This window comes from Imperialibacter roseus, assembly GCF_032999765.1.
GTDB lineage: Bacteria > Bacteroidota > Bacteroidia > Cytophagales > Cyclobacteriaceae > Imperialibacter > Imperialibacter roseus.
The window spans coordinates 104,670-125,874 of record NZ_CP136051.1 but is presented as its reverse complement, the minus strand read 5'-3'; the positions used below and the strand labels follow the sequence as shown (position 1 = coordinate 125,874).

Sequence of the window (21,205 nt, the reverse complement as noted above, 5' to 3'; positions counted from 1 at the left end):
AAAGTCATCAGGTTAACGTATTCAGGTTTGTTTACCGGAAAAGGCCCATCAAATTGTGGCCATGAAAAATAAAACTATTTGTCAGGTGCTAATAGCAACAACCCTCACCATGGGATTGTTCAGTTGCCAGGGTCAGCCCAACGTTAGCGGGCAGAAACAAACTGCTAAAAAGGCCATTGTAGGAGGTGGGTGCGACGGGTGCGAGCTTATGTTCGTTGGTATACCAGCATCTATCGACGCATCCGACACAAGCGCTGGCTGGTTCGAGGAAGGGCAAAAGCTGCTCGTCACCGGCAAAGTCTTTAAAATTGATGGCTTCACTCCTGCTGCCGGGGTTGTTATCTACTATTGGCAAACGGACAATGAAGGTTTTTACGCTCCGGTTGAGGGCATGCCCGCAAAAGCCAGGCGGCATGGACATATCCGGGGTTGGGTGAAGACAGACGAGGCGGGCAGGTATTCGATCTACACAGTACGGCCTGCCCCCTATCCGGAGAGAGACGAGCCAGCCCACATCCACACCTCGATCAAAGAGCCTGCTATCGGCGACGAATATTATATTGATGCATTTGTATTTGACGATGATCCATTGCTAACTGGAGCAAAAAGAAAGGAAATGGAAAACAGGGGCGGGAGTGGCGTGCTCCGAGTGTTGCTGGACAAAGACCTGCAGGTTGCTGAACATAATATTATTCTTGGCCGCAATATCCCCAACTACCCAACCAATGAGCACCCAGCAGAAGCGTCCGGGCTGAAGATTGGTGAAGACAGTCCCTCGTTTACACCTTTTCATGCCTGGGGCCCCGACATGGGAACCAGGACGTGCCCCGTTTGTAAGTATGGACGTTATCATGGCATTCTGTACTTCGTGGGCAACAAGCCAGATTGGGATGATATAAGGAAGTGGCTGGCCTTTCTGGAGCGGGAAAGTGTGGAACGGGGCAAGTATTTGAAGGTCTATTTCGTGTATGGAAACGAAGCAGCCTACAGCAGAGAGGCAAGACAAAAGGAATTGGAGAACATTGGAAAAGCACTTGATTTGAAAAATATCGCTGTTACATTCGTTCCCTCGCTGACCGACAAGGCTAGTGAAGTAAACCTTAACAGCATCAACCCGAACATAGCAAACACATTCATTGTTTACAGACAGCGAGCAATCGTGGCCAAGTTTGTCGGCCTTCAAGCATCGGCTGAAAACCTCAAGCTTATCTCAACAACCCTTGACAAAACAAAAGGTGAGTATTTCGACTTGACAGAGCCAGCGCACAATTAGTCGTGGAGTATGCAGTAACAAAAAGTCCTCTGCCGTCATTGGCAGAGGACTTTTTGATGCTTACAAACACCGAAAACCTGCTTCAAAAAGCAGGTTCTCCCTATCAATTGTAAAAGTTACTTTGTTTGATAACCTACCAATGTGAGTTCTTCCAAATTTGGCTCTTCATTAATTTTAATATCCAGATCACCTACTACTCTGTCCTCACCCTCTAGACGATCAAGCTTGAAGGTAATCGGTAAAATCATTCTGGTCTTCACTGCCCTTCCTCTCTGCCTACCTGCATTCCATTTTGGTGAGCCGGCAATCACCCTTTCAGATTCCAAGTCACAACCCGCCCCGATACCTTTAATGGTTTGAATGTTGGATATCGAGCCGTCCTCTTCAATGATGAACTGGACAAAGACTTTTCCTTCAACACCCAACCTTCTAGCTTGTTGTGGGTATTTAATATATCTTCCAACATAGGTGTAAAAAGCCTGCATTCCACCAGGAGGTGTTGGCATTTCCTCTACTACGGTAAAAATCTCTTCTCCACCGGCTTCAGAGACTGCAACTGCCTGAATGTTGATTTGGTCTTCTTCTACACCTGGAAGTTCACAGCTGACTACCCCGAAAACCAAAGCCATGGCCAGTACCGGCAAGGCAAATTTGCCCCAGTACACATTGTTGTTTTTGTTTGTAAGCATACGTAATCGTTTTAGTGTTTGCGATTGATTGAAATGGCTGCCTAGCTCCAACCCATACTGGTTGAGTACCTGCTTCGCCAAAAGCTTTTGATAAGCTTCTATGTCTCTGCCCTCGGTAGCCTTGTCGTCGGCTTCAAACTCATGAGTCATTACCAGGGCATTCTTGATAGCATAAACTATTGGGTTGAACCACATGATAGCGTGAGCTATTTCGATGAAAAGGATATCCCTCGAATGCTTCCTGCGGATGTGCGCCAGCTCATGCTTCAATATTTGCAGTTGTTCCCCTTCTCCAAGTTCCTGGGTATCGTCCCAAAACAGATAGTGCATGAAGCTAAAGGTGGGTAGTTTGCCCTTGGTTCTGACCAAAACATAGTCGTGATGCGTTTCCTTCTCGGCTGAGGTGATCAGCTTCGCCACTGAAATTACTTTCAATACCAACTTGGCTATGAAAAAGGCGATGCCAACGGCATAAACAACTTCCAGCCACGAAACGCCACTGTAGTAGTTAGCATAAGGATCTACAACCATTTCCGGAAGTGTAATCACAGCCGTTACTTCCCTGCTCAAAGCCCATGGCAAATCCACCTTGACCAATGGGAAAATAACAGCGAAAAGTACTGATGACAGCAGGTAGTACCTATTGAAAGCATAGCACGACTCGTTACGCAGCACCAGGTAGTAAATAGCATAGAAAACCAGGCTACAGGCTACCGATTGGAAAAGAAATAGGAGTAGGTTAGTCATCGTCTTTATCTTTAATGTCTTTTTCTACATACTTCATCAGCTCCTCCATGTCCTTTACATCCAGCTTGTTTTCACTGGCGAAGAAGGAGACGAGCTTCTGAAACGATCCGTTGAAATAATTGCCCATAAAGTTTTGAAGGAAGAAGCTCTTGTATTCATCCTTACCCACTTTGGGGAAATACTGGTGCGTTTTGCCAAATGCTTTGTAGCCAACAAAACCCTTCTTTACCAGTATCCTGATAATGGTAGACACCGTGTTGTAGGCAGGTTTAGGTTCGGGCATTTCTTCAAGCACTTCGTTCACAAACCCCTTGTCAAGCTTCCATAGGATTTGCATGATTTGTTCTTCGGCTTTGGTCAGTTCTTTCATAATGTTCTATACGTATATTCAAATGTAAAACGAATAGTTTAGTTTAACAACTAATAACTTAGTTTTATTTTTATTGACTAATTCGTCCGCTCAAAATAGCATTTCGTCGTTTCCGGGATTCAATGTTTGCTTGCGACTAAAATTTAATTCAAATTTACTAGTAACCACCTACTTAACTATCGTTTGAATGCTTTCAATTGCTTCTCTCATTAAAGAATCTAAAACCTACCTTGACAAACCCTATATCAAGGTGGCGTGGCATCCACAACTCAATTTAATCATTCATGACTGGAAAGGCTTTGCGACTTTCGAAGAGATTCTGGAGGTGGGTCAAAGAACACTTTCAGCAGTTCAAATGGAGCATGCCACAAAAGTGCTATACGACACCAGAGACATGGAAGTGCTTGACGACAGGTCCAGGAACTACATAGCAGGAGAGTTTACAGTTAAAATGATACGGGCAGGCATCCACTACTCAGCCACCATTCTGCCGGAAGATCCCTTTGCACAATGCACCATTCAGGCCATTAAGGGAAGCATGGAAAGGCATTTACCAGAAAGGGTGCGATACTTTAACGCTGTGAACAAGGCCCTGGATTGGGTAGTTTCTCAACAGGTTATCCCAAAATCCGGCGTACGTCTGGTGCACCAGTAAATAATTTCGATTTTATTTCTCCCCTCTATTTCGTAGCCTAGCGTACTCAAAGCAAGGCTCATGCAAATACGTCTCCTTCTCATCTTTCTGGCTCTTCCGCTGATTGCCTACCCGCAAGAAAAACAATTTCGTTTTCAAGGGCAGGGGCCAACGCAAATCGTCGAAACTTCGTCAAAAGCTATCCAGCTTCAGGAAAGAAAAGTTTGGTTATTTGAAGAGGAAGGGATTGGCTTCAGCAATGACTTCAGAGGGGCAAGGCTGAATAACGTAGTGCCTGCCAACGGCTCAACTTTCCAACTGACTATTGAGGCGGAAAACTACCCCGTCAATCCGAGCCCCTGGTACGCCTTCAAAGTATGGAGCAGCACCGATAAGCAAGTCACGCTGTCGTTCACCTACCCACAAGGGAGGCACCGATACTTCCCCGTAGTAAGCATGGACGGTAAAAGCTGGGCCAATCTGGACTCTGCTCGTTTTATTGCCAAGTCGGACACCACCATCGCCTTTTATAATTATCGACTGCTACCGAAAGAAGCCAGCATGGTGCTTGACCTGACTGCTGGCGACACCGTCTGGGTAGCCGGACAGGAAATGTGGACTTCGAAAGAGGTGTACACTTGGATGGATTCCGTGGGAGAGGTATACAAGCTAAAGCCGAAGACAATAGGGAAAACCACGCTTGGCCGTGACCTGAAGATGATGCGGGTGTCGAAGGGCAAAGACAAAAAAGTGGTGGCCGTGATCAGTCGCCAGCATCCACCAGAGGTTACAGGCTTCTTTGCTATGAAGGCTTTTATCGAAAGAATACTAAAGGATGACTCGTTGTCAAACGCTTTTAGGAAACGCTATGATGTACTGAACGTGCCACTGATGAACCCTGATGGAGTAGACGAAGGCCATTGGCGCCACAATGCGGGCGGTGTGGATCTCAATCGTGATTGGGAAGCACAAAACCAGCCGGAGGTAAAACAAGTGGCGGACTACTTCAAAGCGTACATGAAGAAAAGGAAGGGCACTATGGTTTTCTTTATGGATTTCCACAGCACCTGGGACGATATCTATTACACCATCGATCCGAGCCTGCCCACCAATACGCCGGGCCTCACCACCAACTGGTTAGCGGGAATTGAAGCGAGCATCCCGGGCTACTATGTCAATCACCGCCCGTCAAAAATGGACAATGGTGTGGTGTCGAGGAACTTCTTCTACAAAACCTTCAATACAGACGGACTAGTCTTTGAATTTGGCGACAACACCAGTCGGGATTTCCTCAAACTAAAGGGGACGGTGGCAGCAGAGGTACTGATGAGGTTGCTTCTCGAAGAGGGGAGTTAATCCTCAGGATAGGGCACAAATACAAAGCTCGTTAGCTTCTCATCCACGACGAAAAGGCAGCAAAATTCATCAGGGTCTTTGTAGGCAGCTTTGAACTCGTCTACATTTTCGATGAGTTTCCTGTTAACAAACTCATCAATATAGGTGGCGTAGTAATTCCATGACAAGTTCAAATCTTCTCTCGGGATCAGCAATTGGCCAATCGGAATTTCCACCTTGGCAATGGGGAAAATGGGAAATTCTGAAAACCCTTGTTTGCGTATCTGGTAAGAGGCTTCTTTGATGCTATCGGCCACCACCACGAAGTCTTTGGTGATGGTGCCGAGGTATTTTCCACTTAGTTCGGGATCGTTTTGCATTTTACCTGCTTTTCAAAATTATTTGACTACCCGCAAAAGTACGACATTCTCCAAAATGTATTTGCTGATTCAACAGTCGCCTGTACTGCCTCAACGGGCTTGAAAATAACGCAGGTCAATCGATGTTATTAGCCGAGCAACTAAACCTATCATTTTTCTAGCCTAATCCTATCACTTATGATAGGATTAGGCTAGTTTAGTGATAGAAAAAAGTACAGTGATGAATCTTACTCCACGGCAACAGGAAATAATCGATATTATAGCCACCCAAGGACGGCTATCTATATCAGCAATCAAAGAGCTGCTTGACAGGAAGCTAAGCATCCCTACACTCAACAGGGACATGGCAAAACTTGTTGAAGCCAACTACCTGAAAAAACTCGGCGCAGGACGAGCAATCACCTATGTTATTTCTCCCGATTATCAACTGTTTGCTCCAGTCGATACTTCTGACTATTTCGATCTTGATCCTGACAGAAGAGGAGCCAGGGTCTTCTTCAACCATGAACTTCTCCAATCATTAAGAGACGTTCGCCTATTTACTGACAAAGAGATGGCTGGTCTTCAAAAGTTAAGGGATGAATATCAACGTAATATCGCAAGCCTTTCGCCAACACTCTACCAAAAAGAATTGGAACGACTAACTATTGAGCTTAGTTGGAAATCCTCCCAGATTGAAGGAAATACTTATACCCTATTGGAAACGGAAAGGCTATTTAAGGAGAAGCAGGAGGCCGACAACAAGACCAAAGAAGAGGCCATCATGCTACTGAACCATAAGGAGGTTATTACATACTTGATGGAGCATAAAAACCTTGCCCAGGCCCTTACTTTACGCACACTGGAAGAAATTCATTCACTACTTATCAAAGATTTGAATGTTGGTTGCAATATTCGTTCCCGTGCTGTAGGGATTACCGGAACAGCTTATAGCCCTTTAGATAATGAATACCAGATCAGGGAAAATCTCGAACTGATGTGTGGCCTGATCAATAGCAAGGACAATGGCTTTGAAAAAGCGCTTCTTGCTGTAGTGCTGATTTCATATATACAGCCTTTTGAAGATGGAAACAAGCGCACGGGCCGGATGATTAGCAACGCCCTGCTCATCGCAGACGATGCTTGCCCTTTGTCTTACCGTAGTGTTGACTCGCTGGATTACAAAAAGGCAATGCTACTCTTCTATGAGCAAAATAATCTGACGGCTTTTAAAACCATATTTATAGAGCAAAACGAATTCGGAGTAAAAAACTATTTTCGTTAGAAAGCTCGACGCCTGATGGAAAATCGTTTTAGTCTCTCAACCTCAATAAACAAACATTCTCCACATGATGCGTATGCGGAAACATATCTACCGGCTGCACTTCAACGACCTTATACCTTTCTGCCAATAGCTGGATGTCTCGTGCCTGGGTGGCAGGATTACAGCTTACATACACAATTCTTTCGGCTCCGGAGTGATACAGAGCGTCTGTCACGTCTGTGTGCATCCCGGCCCTTGGTGGATCGGTAATAATCACTTGGGGACGACCATGCCTTTCCATAAATTCTTCGGTCAGCAAGTCTTTGATGTCACCAGCCTGAAAATGCACATTCTCCAGGTCGTTCAGTTTCGCATTGATCCAGGCATCCTCAATGGCGGGCTCCACGTACTCCAACCCTACTACTTTTGCGGCACTCCGTGCAGCAAACTGGGCCAGCGTGCCCGTGCCGGTGTAAAGGTCGTAAACCAGCTCTTGTGGCTGGATATTGGCCATATCGATCGCCACTTTGTAAAGCTGCTCTGCCTGCTTACTGTTAGTCTGGTAAAATGATTTCGGCCCCACCTTAAAATGCAAGCCATCCATTTCTTCCATGATATGATCTTGCCCATGAAAAAGCTCCACTTCCAGGTCCTGGAAAGTATCATTACCCTTGCTATTGATCACATACATGAGCGAGGTGATCTGCGGAAATGCCTCCTTGATTTTGCCGAGCAGGTTGTCCAGGTCTTCGTTCTTGTAGGCCACTTGCAGAATGACCATTAACTGCCCGGTACTGGCGGTGCGAATGATGAGGTTGCGCAGCCAGCCTTCGTGGGTAAGGATATCGTAGAAAGGATAGCCAGCCTTCATGGTTTCTTCCTTCACAAATGTCCTGATGGCGTTGCTGGGATCTCCCTGGAGATAGCAGGTATCAATATCAACGATCCGGTCGAAGCGCTTGGGCACGTGAAAGCCCAGAGCGTTTTTCTCCAAATCGGCGCCCGATTGAATTTCTTCATCCGTCAACCAACGGTGGTTGGAGAAGGTGAACTCCAGCTTGTTGCGGTAATATTGCGTATCGGGAGAGCCAAGAATAGGGTTGATCTCGGGCAAAGGTACTTTGGCAATTCTTTCCAGGTTGTCCTTTACCTGCTGCCATTTGAACTTGAGCTGTTCGTCGTAAGGCAAGCTCTGCCATTTACAGCCACCACACGTCCCAAAGTGTGAGCAGAAAGGCTCTACTCTTTTAGGAGAAAGCGTATGGAACTTAATAGTCCGGGCTTCCATGAAGCCTTTCTTCTTCCGAAAAACCAGCAAATCGACGACATCGCCGGGCACTACCTGCTCCACAAATATCACCTGCCCTTCATGCCTGGCAATGCATTTGCCTTCTGAAGCTACCGCCTCAATCGTGATGTTTTCCAGTATTATGTTCTTGCCTCTACCCATAGGGCCGCAAAATTACGCTTTGCCGAAAAGGAAAACTAAGGATGTAGTAAAAATTGCCTTCTTTACCTTGGGCCTGCAGGCAGATTGTTCTTCAGGTAGTTTGTCAAAATTTCCCTCACGTGTCTGCTGGTATTTCGCCCTTCGTAAATCCCGTGGGATCGGTTGGGGTAGCTCATCATCGAGAATATTTTATTGTATTTGATCAGCTCATTCACCAGCACCTCGGTGTTTTGATAATGCACATTATCGTCGCCAGTGCCATGCATCACCAGCAGATTGCCCTTCAGGTTTTTTGCAAAATTCACCGGTGAACCTTTCTCGTAGCTCTCCGGCATCAGCTGAGGCACGCCTGAGTAGCGCTCCTGATAAATATTGTCGTAGAGACGCTGATCAGCCACCGGAGCCACCGACATGCCTGTGTGGTAAAGGTTCGGGTAACGGAACATCATATTGAGTGTCATGGAGCCGCCACCGCTCCAACCCCAAATGCCTATTCTGTCTCCATCTACAAACGAATATGTCTCCTTGATTTTACGGAGTGCTGCCGCCTGGTCTTCAGAGGAAAGCACACCTATCTGCCCATACACGCACTTGCGCCATTCTCTTCCTTTAGGCCCTGGCGTACCCCTGTTATCGACGCTCATGATAATGTAACCCTGCTGCGCCAACATCAAATGCCACAAATAGCCACTGCCGCCCCATGCATCACGCACGGTTTGGCCAGCTGGCTCGCCATACACATGAAAAAGCACCGGATACTTTTTAGACGGATCAAAACCGACCGGCTTGATCATGTAAGCGTCCATGGTAACGCCATTGTCACCGGTTACCTGGAAGAACTCAGTTTTGTTTTTGCTCAGCGCCTCCACTTTGGCTGTGAGTACTTTATTAGTCACAAATGTTTTGATGACCTTATGATCGGGCAACGACACCAGGTCCATAATAGGAGGCACACCTTCCCTCGAATAGGAATGCTGAGCATACTTGCCATTGGGAGCAACCTCATAACTATGCGTGCCTGGCTGATCGGCAGGCGACAACCTTTCAGCTTTACCTTTTCCATTGAGCCTTATTCGGTAAAGATAATTTTGAGTCGCATTGTCGGGTGAAGCCATGAAATAGAGCCAACCTCCCTTCTCATCGATCTGCTCGATATTGATCATGTCGAAGTCTGCCGGAGAAATAAGCTTCTCCTCAGAGCCGGTTATCAAATAAGCAGACCGCCATCCGCTTTTTTCACTCACCCAGGTAAAAGACTTCCCTTTGTCCATTAATTGAAAGTCATCGACGGCGTCGAGCCAGGCTGGGTCTTTCTCTTCATACACTTTCTCTGCCCTGCCATCGGCCACAAAGCACTTAAGCACCTGGTTGTGGTTTTGCTGACGGTTAAGTTGCTGCACCAGCAACGATTTCGAGTCGGCGTTCCAGATCATGCGAGGCACGTAGTTGTTAGTGGGGTCGCCGGCAATGTTCATCCATTGGGTTGGCCCACCTGCTGCACTCACCACCCCAATCTTTGCTTCCGAAGGCTTCTCTCCTGCCTTTGGATATTCCACTGGAATGGTATAGGAATAGATTGAATCCGTATTGTTAATCATCAGGAAGTTGCGGATAGACCGGGCATCAATGCGCCAATAAGCTATCTTGCTTCCATCGGGGCTCCACTGAAAGCCATCACGGCAGCCGAACTCCTCTTCGTACACCCAATCGAAGGTTCCGTTGATGATACGGTCAGTGCCGTCAGTAGTAAGTGCAGTAATTTTGCCATCCGCCAGCGATTCCACATACACATTGTGCTCTCTCACGTAACCCACTTTGCTGCCATCGGGAGAGAACTTGGCAAACATCAGGGTAGATGGCTTTGCATTGCTTCCTCCCAACTGTGTCAATTTTTTTGTAGCAAGGTCAAGCACCCAGTAATCGCCTTTGGTATTGAGTCTCCATACCCTGGCAGAATTGGTGTAAATAAGCAGTTTGCTCTTGTCGTCAGACCAGGTATAGTCTTCCACCTCGAGTGGCTGCTGACTTCCGGCAGGCACCAAATCAGATGCTTTTACGAGCACAGACCTTTCGCCAGTCGCCGTGTTGTTTTTGACTATCTCATATCCTCCGGGCACAGCTTCCGACTGCTCCAATGTGGTATAAGCGTTTCCTTCCTCAAACCAGGTAAGCTGCCCAAACCACTCGCCTCTAAATTCATTAGAACTAAATATCCTTTCGAGAGTGAGCGTCTTAGCGTCCTGGGCTTTCGCAGCAAACCCAATAATCAGGAGCATCGACTGGAAAAGCGCACCAACTAACTTCTTCATGGCAATTCGATTTAATGACTCCAAAAGTAGGAATATTCGACCAACAGCAAATGCCAATGATGTAACAATAGCATTTGCTCATTTTATTTTAGATAAATCTAAATAAAATATTAGCTATGACTAAACAAAATAACGTCCAGCTCGTAAATACTTTTAAAAACGCAAACAAAATGAAGGCAATGAAGAATCTTTCCCGTAACACCGTACTTCTAATGGTAGGCTACGTCGTTCTCAAATGGACAATCATCATCAGTGCGGGCACGTACTTGTATTCGTCCGAAAACTGGAGAAATGAGTACTTTCTCGTCTTCCCCCTGCTGGCAGTAATCGTTATTGGTATCAAAAACAGAAAGCGGTTGTTTGGCAAAAAGAAGGCAATGGAAGAGATTGACCAGGGTCGATAGTTACTGTTTAACACCGAGGGGCGAAAAGCTTTCTTCAACTATTGGTCATTATTTGTGGTCTTTCATCTAATTTTAGGTACAGGGGATTCGAAGAGTAGATTGTTTAGCATCTGATGATTAGACCGTTCCACACAGTAAAACTCGCAATAGTTCTTTTTACACTTCTTTGGTGGCTATGTGGTGGGTCGTCATTAGCCAACCACATCGTCGGCGGCGAGTTGGAGTTGGTTCACGTACAGGGCTTCAGGTACAATCTTAACCTTATCCAGTACTTTGACCAGGCTCAAAGTGCTAATCCAGGGCCTGAGCCACAACTGCTGGCTTATATTTACAGAAAGTCGGACAATGTCTTCATGCGGAGAGACACACTCTTCCTGACCGACCAGGCAACTGTACCTTATACAAATATCGAATGCTCTCTGGATGAGCTAAAGACTCTACGGGCGTTCTATACCCGGGAGATTGAACTCCTTCCGGAGAATTTTGACGACCCAAATGGCTACTACGTGGTATGGGAAAGGTGTTGCAGAAATGCCGGAATTGTCAACATCGTTAATTCAATTGGGGCTGGGCAAACTTACTACCTCGAGTTCCCACCTGTGGTGAAAAATGGCAGACCATTCATCAATTCTTCGCCCTCCTTGTTTCCACCGTTAAGCGACTATGCATGTGTTAACCAATTGTATTACACGGATTTTGCTGGTGTTGATCTGGACGGCGACTCATTGGCCTACACACTTGTCACTCCATTGAACAGCTCTGCCTTACAGGCATTGCCGATCCCCCAGCCAGCACCTCACCCCGAGGTGATATGGTCCCAGGGCATAGACCTGGCCAATGTGATACCCGGCAATCCATCGTTAAGAATCACCAACAGGGGGTTTATCACCGTGAAGCCGGAGAAAATTGGCTTATATGTATTCTCAGTTTTGTGTCAGGAGTTTAGAAAAGGGGTGAAAATCGGCGAGGTGAGAAGGGATTTTCAGATGCTGGTGGTGGATGGGTGCAACCCGGAGCCCCCGCCAAACCTTAAAGTCCGTGTGCCTGGCTCCCTAAGTTTCAATTCCGTGATAAGAGACACCCTGGTATTCCGGGCGGGCGACAACAAATGTTTTGACATACAGGTGACTGACCCTGTTGGGGATAAAAATATCAAAATGAGAGCTGTTGGGGTAAACTTTGAAGGTGAGGTAGAAGGCATATTCACCCTTAAAGAAGGCTATCTGGCTACTGCTGACGACATTTTCAACCTGCAGGTGTGCTTGTCAAAATGTCCTTACGTTAGTGAGGGCCCTTATTTAATCGATATCATTGCGGCTGACGATGCCTGTCCACTGCCACAAATGGACACAGTCAGGCTGGCAGTGATTATGGAGCCACCACCCAACCAGGCCCCCCGCTACGTCAACCAGACAAGCAAAATGATCAACCTGACACTTGATGAGGGAATTAGCTACAGCCTGCCATTGGAGGGGATTGACCTGGATGACGAAACGATGGTGCTTGACATTGTGGCAAGTGATTTTGACCCCGAAGAGTGGGGCATGCAAGTCGCTATTGGTAAAGATGAAGCAGGGTCGATTGAGGCAGTATTTGAATGGGAAACTGGCTGCGGAAGCTTTCCCTTCGGGGTGAAAAATCAGTTTGATTTCACACTTCGGCTGTCGGACAATGACTTCTGCATGGACAACTCCCGGGATGAAATTCAGGTCTCGCTTACTGTCAATTTACCTGTTAACAATCCCCCTGAGCTCTCAACTACGCTGGGCTCTTACGACCTACAGATTCCTGTTGGCACCAACTTTTCCTTTCCCGTGACTGCTACCGACGCAGATGGGGATGTGATTGACCTGATAGCAGTTCCCGTGAACTTCAGCTTTGAAGATTACCTGATCAACTTCTCACCCGTATCCGGGCCTGGCGAAGTCAGTAGTACCTTCAGTTGGAACTTGGGCTGCGACCTGATTGACACGGAGGTGCAGGACTACTTTGAATTGAATTTTGTTGCTGCTGACAATGACTTTTGCCTGCAAACGGAAACTGCTGTCATTAGCCTCAAGATCAATGTGTTTCAGGAAACCAATGAATCGCCAGTGATTACCGTCGCTGGTGTTGAAAACGACAGGGTCACTATCAACAGCCTGGAGTTCATTGAACTGGAGGTAACCTCCACAGACCCTGATAATGATTTTCTTTCCATCGACCTACTCGATGGTGTGCCTTTGCCACCGTCAGAAACATTCGAATTCAACCGTGTGGAAGGGCAGGGTCAGGCAAAAGGTTTCCTCCGCTGGGCACCGGAGTGCTTTCTCTTTGATGAAGCCAGGGAGGTTTCCTACAAGGTTTCCTTTCTCTCCTGGGACACCCGCTGCCCCAACCCAAAATTTGACACTTTGTCGATTTTTATCGACCTGATTGACCGTGAAAGTCCCGGCGAATTTCTCCCGGCCAATATCTTCACCCCGAACGGTGATGGTATTAACGACACGTACTCTATCCCCGATTTACCGGTTGACAACTGCGATGACCAGTTTCAATTTTTTAAAGTGATGACCAGGGAAGGAACCAACGTGTATATGACGAGGCAAAGGGATTTTGTCTGGAACGGTGACAAGCTTCCCAGTGGAGTGTACTATTACATGGTAAAGTATTCGCAGCGATCCTTCAATGGTGTGCTATCTATCGAACGTTGACTAGAAACCCAGTCCCCCTTTGAAACCGATAGCCTGGTGTTCTCTGCCAATAAAAGAAGTGTAGAAATCTACCCTGAGAATTTTGAGAATATGCTCAAGTCCGATGCCGATTTCAACGTAGTTGTCGACAGTGCCGGCACGCAGGTAATTGAACGAGCCTACTGCTTGTAGTTTAGTTTTACGAAGAAGGGGGAGTTTATTGACAATGAAGCCGTCAAAGTGATGTTCATACTGGCCCATAAAGTAGGGCTTCAGCGAGCTGTAGAGATAGTAATCAAGGAGTTGGAAGTTGCCAGGTTCAAACCTGGCATAGAGCGTTGCGTTACCGTTAAATTGCCTGTAGTCCATGAAGTAGGCTACTTTTTTACCGGGGAAAAAGCCCGATTCGAGCGTCAGTCTTCCCATGCCAAACAAGCCTTGCGAAATTTCATCGCTGATTTTGGCTGACACCCTGTCGTAGTCGACATCCGATCCCAGCAATCCATTCAGACCCTTCACGTAATTGAAAGTGAAAGATGGCCATTTGTTGACCAACAATACTTTTTGATCGGGTCGTGAAATATATCGCTGGCCCGGGTGATAAATGATAGACAAATCGACAATGGCTGCCTCATGCGTGGGGAAGCTCGTATCGGCCAGTTCCAAATTTTTAGGAGCGTTCGTGGTAAAAATACGATTCTCTTCTTTCAGAATCGACAGGAACGAAGTGTTGTACAACTGTACTCTTTTTTCCCAGCTAAACCGCCCTGTGAACAAGACGCCGTTCCACAACTCTGTGCGGTATCTCGTGCTTACATAGGTCTTTTCAAATAGCTTTATCAGGTTCCTGCCCCCGACCAATGTCTCGGCGGTATTTACATAGGAAACTATCGGATCGGCCTGATTGAATTGATAGACAAACTGTCCAAAATCCACCTGAGCGCTGGAAAATTTCTTTGGATCATAATAGTAGGTCGCTCCCAGTCGCCCGTAGAGCTTTCCTGAGCTAAATCCGTACCTGACGGCCGGAGTGATTCGGTAAAATTTGTTGTTCTCATAGTATCTGGTATAGTTCACATCCAGATTGGTTACCACGCCTTCAACTGTGTTGTACTGAATAGCTTTGATTAGCGGATCAAATGAAAGGAAATCTCGCTTGTAGCTTCGGTTGTATCTGTAACCTGAAACAAAAAGTTTGACAAGATTAAGATTGTTTCTTTTGTCATCCATAGAGTCTTTAAATGGCTTTGACTCTTTTATCACCAGCAAGCTGTCCTTGATTTTATAGTCCTTCTTTTCGTAGTCGTTGAGGGGTATGGGCCTTATTTTCTCCCAGTACACATCCTCCCGTTTATTGGCATCCTCCTCTATCACCAGCACCTCCTTACCAAAACTCTTTTTTGGCTTAGGAAACAGCTTTAAATCATTTTTTGGGAGCGTATCGACCTGTTCGACTGTTGGGCCGGTCAATTTATTTACTGCGTCGAGCTTGTACCGTGGCTCTATCTTATAATTGGAGTATACACCAACAAAATATCCATTGCCATGAAAACCGAATGCCCCAATTCTAAAGTCAAATCTTTGAGACAGCATCATCCAGATGCCCTGATCCAAAGGTGCGTACTGCTGACGGATGCGAAGGCTGTCTACAAATTCGATTTGCTTCTTCTGTGGTAGCACAAGGTCAATGCTATGAATGCTCCAACTGTCTTCCACGATATAAATAAACCCGCTAAAAACCGGATCATTCTCCCTTTTAGGGATCACTTCAATTTTATTAATTAAATACTCTCCCTCCTGAAAAGCACCACGCAGCTTATAGTCGTAAAAGAAAAAAGCGTTGCTGGCAATGGGTGAAACAAAACCTCTTTCGGTAAGGCCCTCCATTCCGAGCAGGTTGTTGTAGAAGTTGACATACATTTCGGAGGCCATATTGAAGCTGAAGGCCTTGCTTTGCCCACTGACCCTCGAGGAGATCATGCGCTCACTGTACTTATCCGGATAGATGTAAGACAGATCGGAGACAGACTCCGACAAATAAACGATACCGGTGTCCAGAGGTACTGTGTAGCCCAGCACACTGTTGGGTATGTCGTCGAGGTGCTGATTGCCTTTGATATAAACCCTGCATGAAAATGCGTTGACCTCGGTCAAATGATATCTCCTTTTCCTGATAGCCTCCCTTATTACAGCGTATGCCGGGTCTCTGTCCTTTGAGTTGACCACCACCTCCCGCAACTGATATGCTTCAGGAAGAAGCTGCACATTCAACATGTAGGTTTTCCCGGGAATGACAACGACCTCCTGCACCTGGCGTTTGTAGCCCACATACTGGAAAACGATATCGTAGGAGCCAGGCGCCAGAGAAAGCTCGTAGTCTCCATCCTGATTAGTAGAAACCCCGGTGGAAGTTCCTCCTACATAAATGGTGGTAAAAGGAAGTGGCTCACCTTTCTCGTCGATAACAATCCCCTTAATACTTTGGGCATAAGATGTCCCACCAATCAGAAGATTGATTCCAGCAACCAGAAATGTTAGAACATTAAATTTTGTCAAACGCTTGCTTTAGGTCAGCTATAAGATAGTCAGTTTCTTCCAGGCCGACATAAAAACGAATCATGTTCAACGGTGTTGTAGCATTTTTGTAATTCATTGACGTGACCATGGCAACAGCCGGAAATATCAATGATTCGTGCCCACCCCATGAACATGCAAGGTAGAAAGTCTTCAATGAGTCGCAAAAGCGAATGATCTCATCAGGATTTTCAGTTTTTAGCTGAATCGTAAACTGGCCGGTTCCTTGTTTCATCTGCTTTTTGGCCAACTCATACTGCGGGTGGCTGGGGTGAAAGGGGTAGTAGATTTTGGCTACTTTTTCATGACTGGCGAGGAAGTCGACAATTGTTGCTGTAGATTTCTCAGCCCGTTCCATGCGGATGGGCAAGGTGCGAAGGCCACGCAGCATCAGCCAGGCATTCATAGGCGAGATGATACCTCCTAGTGTCATAAACTCTGACTTGAATATCTTCGTGGTCATTTCCTTCGTAGCACAAAGTACGCCCGCCACCAGGTCGCTGTGGCCGTTGAGGTACTTGGAAGCTGAATGGGTAACAATATCAACACCCATCTCAGCAGGGTTCATGTTGATGGGAGAAGCATAGCTATTATCGATAATGGTCAGCAGCCCATGTTTCCTGGCAATTTTCACTACAGCTTCAATGTCCTGTAGCTCGAAAGTCCAGGAGTTGGGGCTTTCGAGGTACAATATTTTCGTAGATGGTCGAATGGCTCTTTCGTAGTTCTTTGGGTCGGTGCCGTCCACCATCGTAGCGGTAACTCCAAAGCGAGGCAGGAGTTGATTGAGTAGCTTATTGGTCCAACTATACGGCTTTTCAACACATACCACATGATCGCCCTGACTCAGGTTAGCCATCACTGCGGCTCCAATGGCAGCACTTCCACTGGCGAATATGAGCGCATCTTCTGTTTTTTCAAGGGCAGCAATTTTCTTTTGCAGAATGGCGGTGGTTGGATTTACCCCCCGGGTATAAAACGGAATTTCATGCTCAAATTCCAGGCTCTCCTGCATGTCCTGAATGTTGTCGAAACAAAAGTTGGACGACATCATGATGGGTGGTGACACGGAGCGGTAATAGTTTTCTCTGTCTTCGCCTAGTTCATTGATAATATATGATAAATCCATGGAGCTAAATTTTGGGCTGAAGATAGGAAAAGGAGGTGGGGTTGGAAAGGGAATTATTTACAACTCATCAACCTCTTTTGAAAGCTGGCTCACAATAGATAAACTGCAAGAAAGTATATTTACAAAAGGGTAAAAAAATAACCATGTCAAAACTTAGTTCTGATAGTCTCTTCCATTTTACGGGCGAAATTAAAACGTTATTTAAAATTTTAGTCAATGGGATTAGGCCAAGTTACTGCATAGAGGACTACGCCATGCTTTACAATCAAAAAAAGGCGGCTTTCTTATTAGCAGTTCCCATGAGTTGTTTTTGTGACATTCCTTTGAGCCAAATTAATAATCATACCAGCACTTATGGCGATTACGGTATTGGGCTGAAAAAATCGTGGGCTGAAAAGCACGGAATTACGCCTGTAGCCTATGTTTATAAAAATTCTAAATGGGTCGAACAGCTCTGGGAAATGGTTAAAATATTTGAGCAATACGAACCTGAAATAAAAGAAAGAAGTCTAACCTTTTCTAATGGCTTCAGTAAGAAATACAGCCGAGAAAACATCCATTTCAAAAATGTCGAGGCCTTTGGAAATCACTACAGATATATACTTTCCTTTATTAAACCGTATGAAGGAAAGCTCTTCAGAATTGGGAAAAAGAACAAAAATGCGGTAAAGTTCTATGATGAAAAAGAGTGGAGATATGTTCCACCTGGCATAATTCCACCGTTTATTCCTGCGAAATCTTATATGAGTATGATGGAAACTGGTCTGGATGACGAGTTAAAGTCCTATACTGAAAATATAGAGCAGCACTATATGCTCAAATTCAAGATAGAAGATATTAACCATATTATTCTTCGAAATGATTCTAAAATATCCGACCTAATTAAATTCATTGATCAAAACCCTGTGCTTTATGATGCGGTACCAGAATTCAGAGAAATACTTTTGACCAAAGTACAGACATTAGAAAAACTCCAAATCGACTATTGAGTCGTCGATGACAAGCTCATCCAGCACGAGCAAGCTATACTCACACACCTCTATTATTATCTGATATATCCAACATTGAATAGGTTTTGTCGACGTTATGTTGGATAAATACAACATAAAGTATTGTCATTTGGTAAAAGGTTATTACATTTGATTGATATAACCAACATTAGTGTCAAAATAGCTACTTAATGATGGATAAAAACAACATTTCGTTAATGAGCGACGCAGCTTTGCTGTCCACCATTGGAGAGTTTGTCAGGCACCATCGGCTGGAACAAAACAAAACCCAAAGCCAGCTTGCGGAAGAAGCGGGCATTAATCGCACAACGCTTGTGGAATTTGAGCAGGGCAAACGATCCAACACACTCACGCTTATCCAATTGCTCAGGGCATTAAATCAGCTACAGGTGCTGGAAGCATTTAAGGTAGAGAGGCAGTTGAGCCCACTTCAGCTGGCAAAGCTGGAGCAAAGTCAACGGCAGCGAGCATCAAAAAGGAAAGCTCCTGAGCGCACCTCATCCGACTGGTAATGGTAACAACGGCGTTTATCAATATCTGGGGAGAAAGAGTGGGTGCCATCGCCTGGGATCCAACCAAAGAGCTCGGAGTGTTTGAATACGAACCCAGTTTCCTGTCAAACAACTGGGACCTGGCACCCGTGCAGATGCCACTGCAAGAAGCAAGAGGCAGGGTATTTTCATTTCCCGAATTGCGCAACACCAGCACATTCAAAGGGTTGCCCGGACTGCTGGCTGATATTTTGCCCGACAAGTATGGCAATGCACTGATCAACACCTGGCTTACCCGGCAAGGGCGCCCCACCAACAGTCTCAATCCAGTAGAAACACTCTGTTTTATTGGCTCCAGGGGTATGGGCGCTCTGGAGGTGGAACCAGCTTTTCCTAAAGCCGACGACAAGGCCACAAAAATAGAAATAGAAAGCCTGATAGAAGTGGCTGAGCATATTCTATCAGGGCGGGAACGGTTCAGTGCCAATGTGACTGCCGATGAAGAAAAGGCACTAGTCGACATCCTTAAAATTGGGTCGTCAGCCGGTGGAGCGAGGGCAAAGGCACTGATCACCTATAACTCATCAACAGGTGAAATCAAGAGTGGTCAAACCAATGCTCCCAAAGGGTTCACGCACTGGATCATCAAGTTTGACGGTGTGACCGACACACAATTTGGCTCATCCAGTGGATACGGCCGGGTGGAAATGGCCTACTACCTGATGGCCCTGGATGCAGGTATAACAATGACTGAAAGTAAGCTACTGGAAGAAAACGGCAGAGCTCATTTTATGACCAAACGGTTTGACCGGATACCTGATCAGGGCAAAGTGCATGTGCAAAGCTTTTGTGCGATGCGGCATTTCGATTTTAATGAGGTGACGATGTACAGCTACGAACAAGTGTTCGAGACGATGAGATTTCTGGGGCTGCCTTATCCGCAAGCTGAGCAGCTATATAGAAGAATGGTTTTCAATGTGATGGGGAGGAACTGCGACGACCACACCAAAAACTTCGCTTTCACGATGGACAAAGCCGGGCAATGGGCATTGTCACCGGCTTTCGATGTTTGCCACGCTTACAGGCCCGACAGCGACTGGGTAAGCCAGCACGCCCTGAGCATCAACGGCAAAAGAACAGGTATTACCAAAAGCGATTTGCTATCTGTGGCCTATCAAATGAACGTAAAGAAAGCCAACAGCATCATTCAGGAAATTGCAGAAGTCGTCAGTCGTTGGGATAAATATGCCGAGCGGGCTGGCGTGGAAGATGTGCTACAAGGAGGCATTGGCAAAACCTTGCAGATCATCCGCTGATCGACCAGCTTGTCAGCTTGTTATCCGATGAGTAGGCGTTGGAAAGCCCGGCTGGAAAAAAGCAATATTCTCCTCAGAAATAACAGTATCAGTTGTTCTCAGCAACCCAAGCTCAACCTCCAACAGACCTCTAAGGACTTCGGGAGCGGTTTGAACCCGGGCATTCACTGTAATTTGCACTTCATTCGAGTCTCCGAAAAAAGACTTGAGTTCGTTAGTTTCGGCTGCGCCGGATGATACAGTGGTGAAACTAATTTTTCTCTGCGTACCATTCGAGGTGATCATCAACTTAAGGTGCCCGATAGGAAGTTGCTCTCGTTTGAAGCCACTAGTCAGACCTTCGATGAAATCGATCGCTACTTTTATTGCCGTCCCGTCGAATGTTTTGATCGTAATCTGCTCATCCAACCAGGCGAGTTCCGCTTCGCCCCTGCCATATTTGGCATAGTCGAGATCAAGTGATATGAGTTCATTGGCTTCATAAATACTCAACTCACTCAGCCAATCACGAACTGAATCCTCGTCAAGCGAGTTTTGGAAAAGAAACTTTTTATCGGGGTATTTAGCAGTCAGCGCCTGTTTGAAAGCCGGAAGATCAGAGGTGTTAACCATGTCAATTTTGTTAACGACAATTAAACTGGCTTCCTCGATTTGCTTCTCCCAAATGTAGGTGGTGTCGGCGCTAAAGGGCAGTCTTTTATTAGTCGAATGCATCATTAGCATCCTGGCGTCGACGAAGCAGGAGAGAGTCATTCCTTCCATCTCCTGTCCACGAAACTTCAGCAGAGGCTTGAGCACCGTGGCAACAAGATCGGTGCAGGAACCGACCGACTCGGCAAAAATGACATCGGGTGAAATACTGTCGGTCATTCGTTGAATCTGCTTATCGAGCTGGTCGTAGTTACAGCAAAAGCAGCCACCAGTTACCTGTGCCGACGAAATACCCTCGGCATCAAGAAACTCACTATCCACCAGGTATTGACCCTGATCGTTGGTAATCACGCCGACTTTTAGACCTTGCTGCTTGAGGTGCTGACATGCGTTGCCAATGGCAGTTGTTTTGCCGCTACCCAAAAACCCTCCGACAAGGTGAATTTTCATTTTTCATCATCAATCATGTCGAAGTGAAGGTACTAATTTTCAGCCTATCTGTTGAGCAGGCCCACGACTATCGTCAGG

General features: G+C 46.1%; 17 protein-coding genes. 9 read left to right on the top strand and 8 right to left on the bottom strand.

Annotated features, from left to right (window positions below):
- Positions 1-61 precede the first annotated feature (61 nt).
- Complete coding sequence (locus tag RT717_RS00425; protein WP_317489773.1) at positions 62-1,273, top strand: dioxygenase family protein; 1,212 nt, start codon at positions 62-64, stop codon at positions 1,271-1,273.
- Positions 1,274-1,389: 116 nt separating this feature from the next.
- Here RT717_RS00425 and RT717_RS00420 read toward each other — a convergent pair whose 3' ends face one another.
- On the bottom strand, positions 1,390-2,709 hold the full coding sequence (locus RT717_RS00420) for a M56 family metallopeptidase (RefSeq protein ID WP_317489772.1): 1,320 nt from the start codon (positions 2,707-2,709) through the stop codon (positions 1,390-1,392).
- Positions 2,702-3,079, bottom strand: a complete 378-nt coding sequence (locus RT717_RS00415; RefSeq protein WP_317489771.1) for a BlaI/MecI/CopY family transcriptional regulator — start codon at positions 3,077-3,079, stop codon at positions 2,702-2,704. The genes RT717_RS00420 and RT717_RS00415 overlap by 8 nt, the downstream gene beginning before the upstream one ends.
- Positions 3,080-3,266: 187 nt before the next feature.
- Between RT717_RS00415 and RT717_RS00410 the strand changes: the two genes are divergently transcribed.
- Positions 3,267-3,734, top strand: coding sequence for a hypothetical protein (locus RT717_RS00410; RefSeq protein WP_317489770.1), 468 nt, complete (start codon positions 3,267-3,269; stop codon positions 3,732-3,734).
- A gap of 60 nt (positions 3,735-3,794) precedes the next feature.
- Positions 3,795-5,069: a M14 family metallopeptidase gene (locus RT717_RS00405; RefSeq protein ID WP_317489769.1), complete on the top strand. Its 1,275-nt coding sequence runs from the start codon at positions 3,795-3,797 to the stop codon at positions 5,067-5,069.
- Here the strand turns inward: RT717_RS00405 and RT717_RS00400 are convergent.
- A complete protein-coding gene (locus tag RT717_RS00400; protein ID WP_317489768.1) occupies positions 5,066-5,428 on the bottom strand; it encodes a hypothetical protein in 363 nt (120 codons plus the stop codon). The two genes, RT717_RS00405 and RT717_RS00400, sit on opposite strands and share 4 nt — an antisense overlap.
- A 220-nt stretch (positions 5,429-5,648) precedes the next feature.
- Here RT717_RS00400 and RT717_RS00395 point away from each other — a divergent pair, with 220 nt between their 5' ends.
- Positions 5,649-6,692, top strand: coding sequence for a Fic family protein (locus RT717_RS00395; RefSeq protein WP_317489767.1), 1,044 nt, complete (start codon positions 5,649-5,651; stop codon positions 6,690-6,692).
- Between the two features lie 28 nt (positions 6,693-6,720).
- On the opposite strand, the gene rlmD is transcribed toward RT717_RS00395, so the two are convergent.
- Positions 6,721-8,121, bottom strand: coding sequence for a 23S rRNA (uracil(1939)-C(5))-methyltransferase RlmD (gene rlmD / locus RT717_RS00390; RefSeq protein ID WP_317489766.1), 1,401 nt, complete (start codon positions 8,119-8,121; stop codon positions 6,721-6,723).
- 62 nt (positions 8,122-8,183) lie between these two features.
- Positions 8,184-10,430 carry a S9 family peptidase gene (locus RT717_RS00385; RefSeq protein ID WP_317489765.1) on the bottom strand — a complete coding sequence of 749 codons (2,247 nt, stop codon included), beginning with the start codon at positions 10,428-10,430 and terminating at the stop codon, positions 8,184-8,186.
- 179 nt (positions 10,431-10,609) lie between these two features.
- Here RT717_RS00385 and RT717_RS00380 point away from each other — a divergent pair, with 179 nt between their 5' ends.
- The gene (locus tag RT717_RS00380) at positions 10,610-10,834 is read left to right on the top strand and encodes a hypothetical protein (protein WP_317489764.1); all 225 of its coding nucleotides are present in this window, start codon (positions 10,610-10,612) and stop codon (positions 10,832-10,834) included.
- A gap of 113 nt (positions 10,835-10,947) precedes the next feature.
- Positions 10,948-13,527 (top strand): T9SS type B sorting domain-containing protein, encoded by a 2,580-nt coding sequence (locus RT717_RS00375; RefSeq protein ID WP_317489763.1) that lies wholly within the window; start codon positions 10,948-10,950, stop codon positions 13,525-13,527.
- Here the strand turns inward: RT717_RS00375 and RT717_RS00370 are convergent, their stop codons facing one another.
- Positions 13,528-16,062 (bottom strand): DUF5686 and carboxypeptidase regulatory-like domain-containing protein, encoded by a 2,535-nt coding sequence (locus RT717_RS00370; protein ID WP_317489762.1) that lies wholly within the window; start codon positions 16,060-16,062, stop codon positions 13,528-13,530.
- A complete protein-coding gene (locus tag RT717_RS00365) occupies positions 16,049-17,209 on the bottom strand; it encodes a trans-sulfuration enzyme family protein (RefSeq protein WP_317489761.1) in 1,161 nt (386 codons plus the stop codon). The genes RT717_RS00370 and RT717_RS00365 overlap by 14 nt, the downstream gene beginning before the upstream one ends.
- 143 nt (positions 17,210-17,352) lie before the next feature.
- On the opposite strand from RT717_RS00365, the gene RT717_RS00360 reads away from it, so the two are divergent.
- The 3 genes from RT717_RS00360 to RT717_RS00350 all read left to right on the top strand — a co-directional run bounded on the left by RT717_RS00360 (position 17,353) and on the right by RT717_RS00350 (position 20,026).
- Positions 17,353-18,198, top strand: a complete 846-nt coding sequence (locus RT717_RS00360; protein WP_317489760.1) for an abortive infection system antitoxin AbiGi family protein — start codon at positions 17,353-17,355, stop codon at positions 18,196-18,198.
- Positions 18,199-18,389: 191 nt separating this feature from the next.
- The gene (locus tag RT717_RS00355) at positions 18,390-18,731 is read left to right on the top strand and encodes a helix-turn-helix domain-containing protein (protein ID WP_317489759.1); all 342 of its coding nucleotides are present in this window, start codon (positions 18,390-18,392) and stop codon (positions 18,729-18,731) included.
- A complete protein-coding gene (locus RT717_RS00350) occupies positions 18,731-20,026 on the top strand; it encodes a type II toxin-antitoxin system HipA family toxin (RefSeq protein WP_317489758.1) in 1,296 nt (431 codons plus the stop codon). The genes RT717_RS00355 and RT717_RS00350 overlap by 1 nt, the downstream gene beginning before the upstream one ends.
- A gap of 12 nt (positions 20,027-20,038) precedes the next feature.
- Here the strand turns inward: RT717_RS00350 and RT717_RS00345 are convergent, their stop codons facing one another.
- The gene (locus tag RT717_RS00345; protein ID WP_317489757.1) at positions 20,039-21,127 is read right to left on the bottom strand and encodes a GTP-binding protein; all 1,089 of its coding nucleotides are present in this window, start codon (positions 21,125-21,127) and stop codon (positions 20,039-20,041) included.
- Between the last annotated feature and the right edge of the window lie 78 nt (positions 21,128-21,205).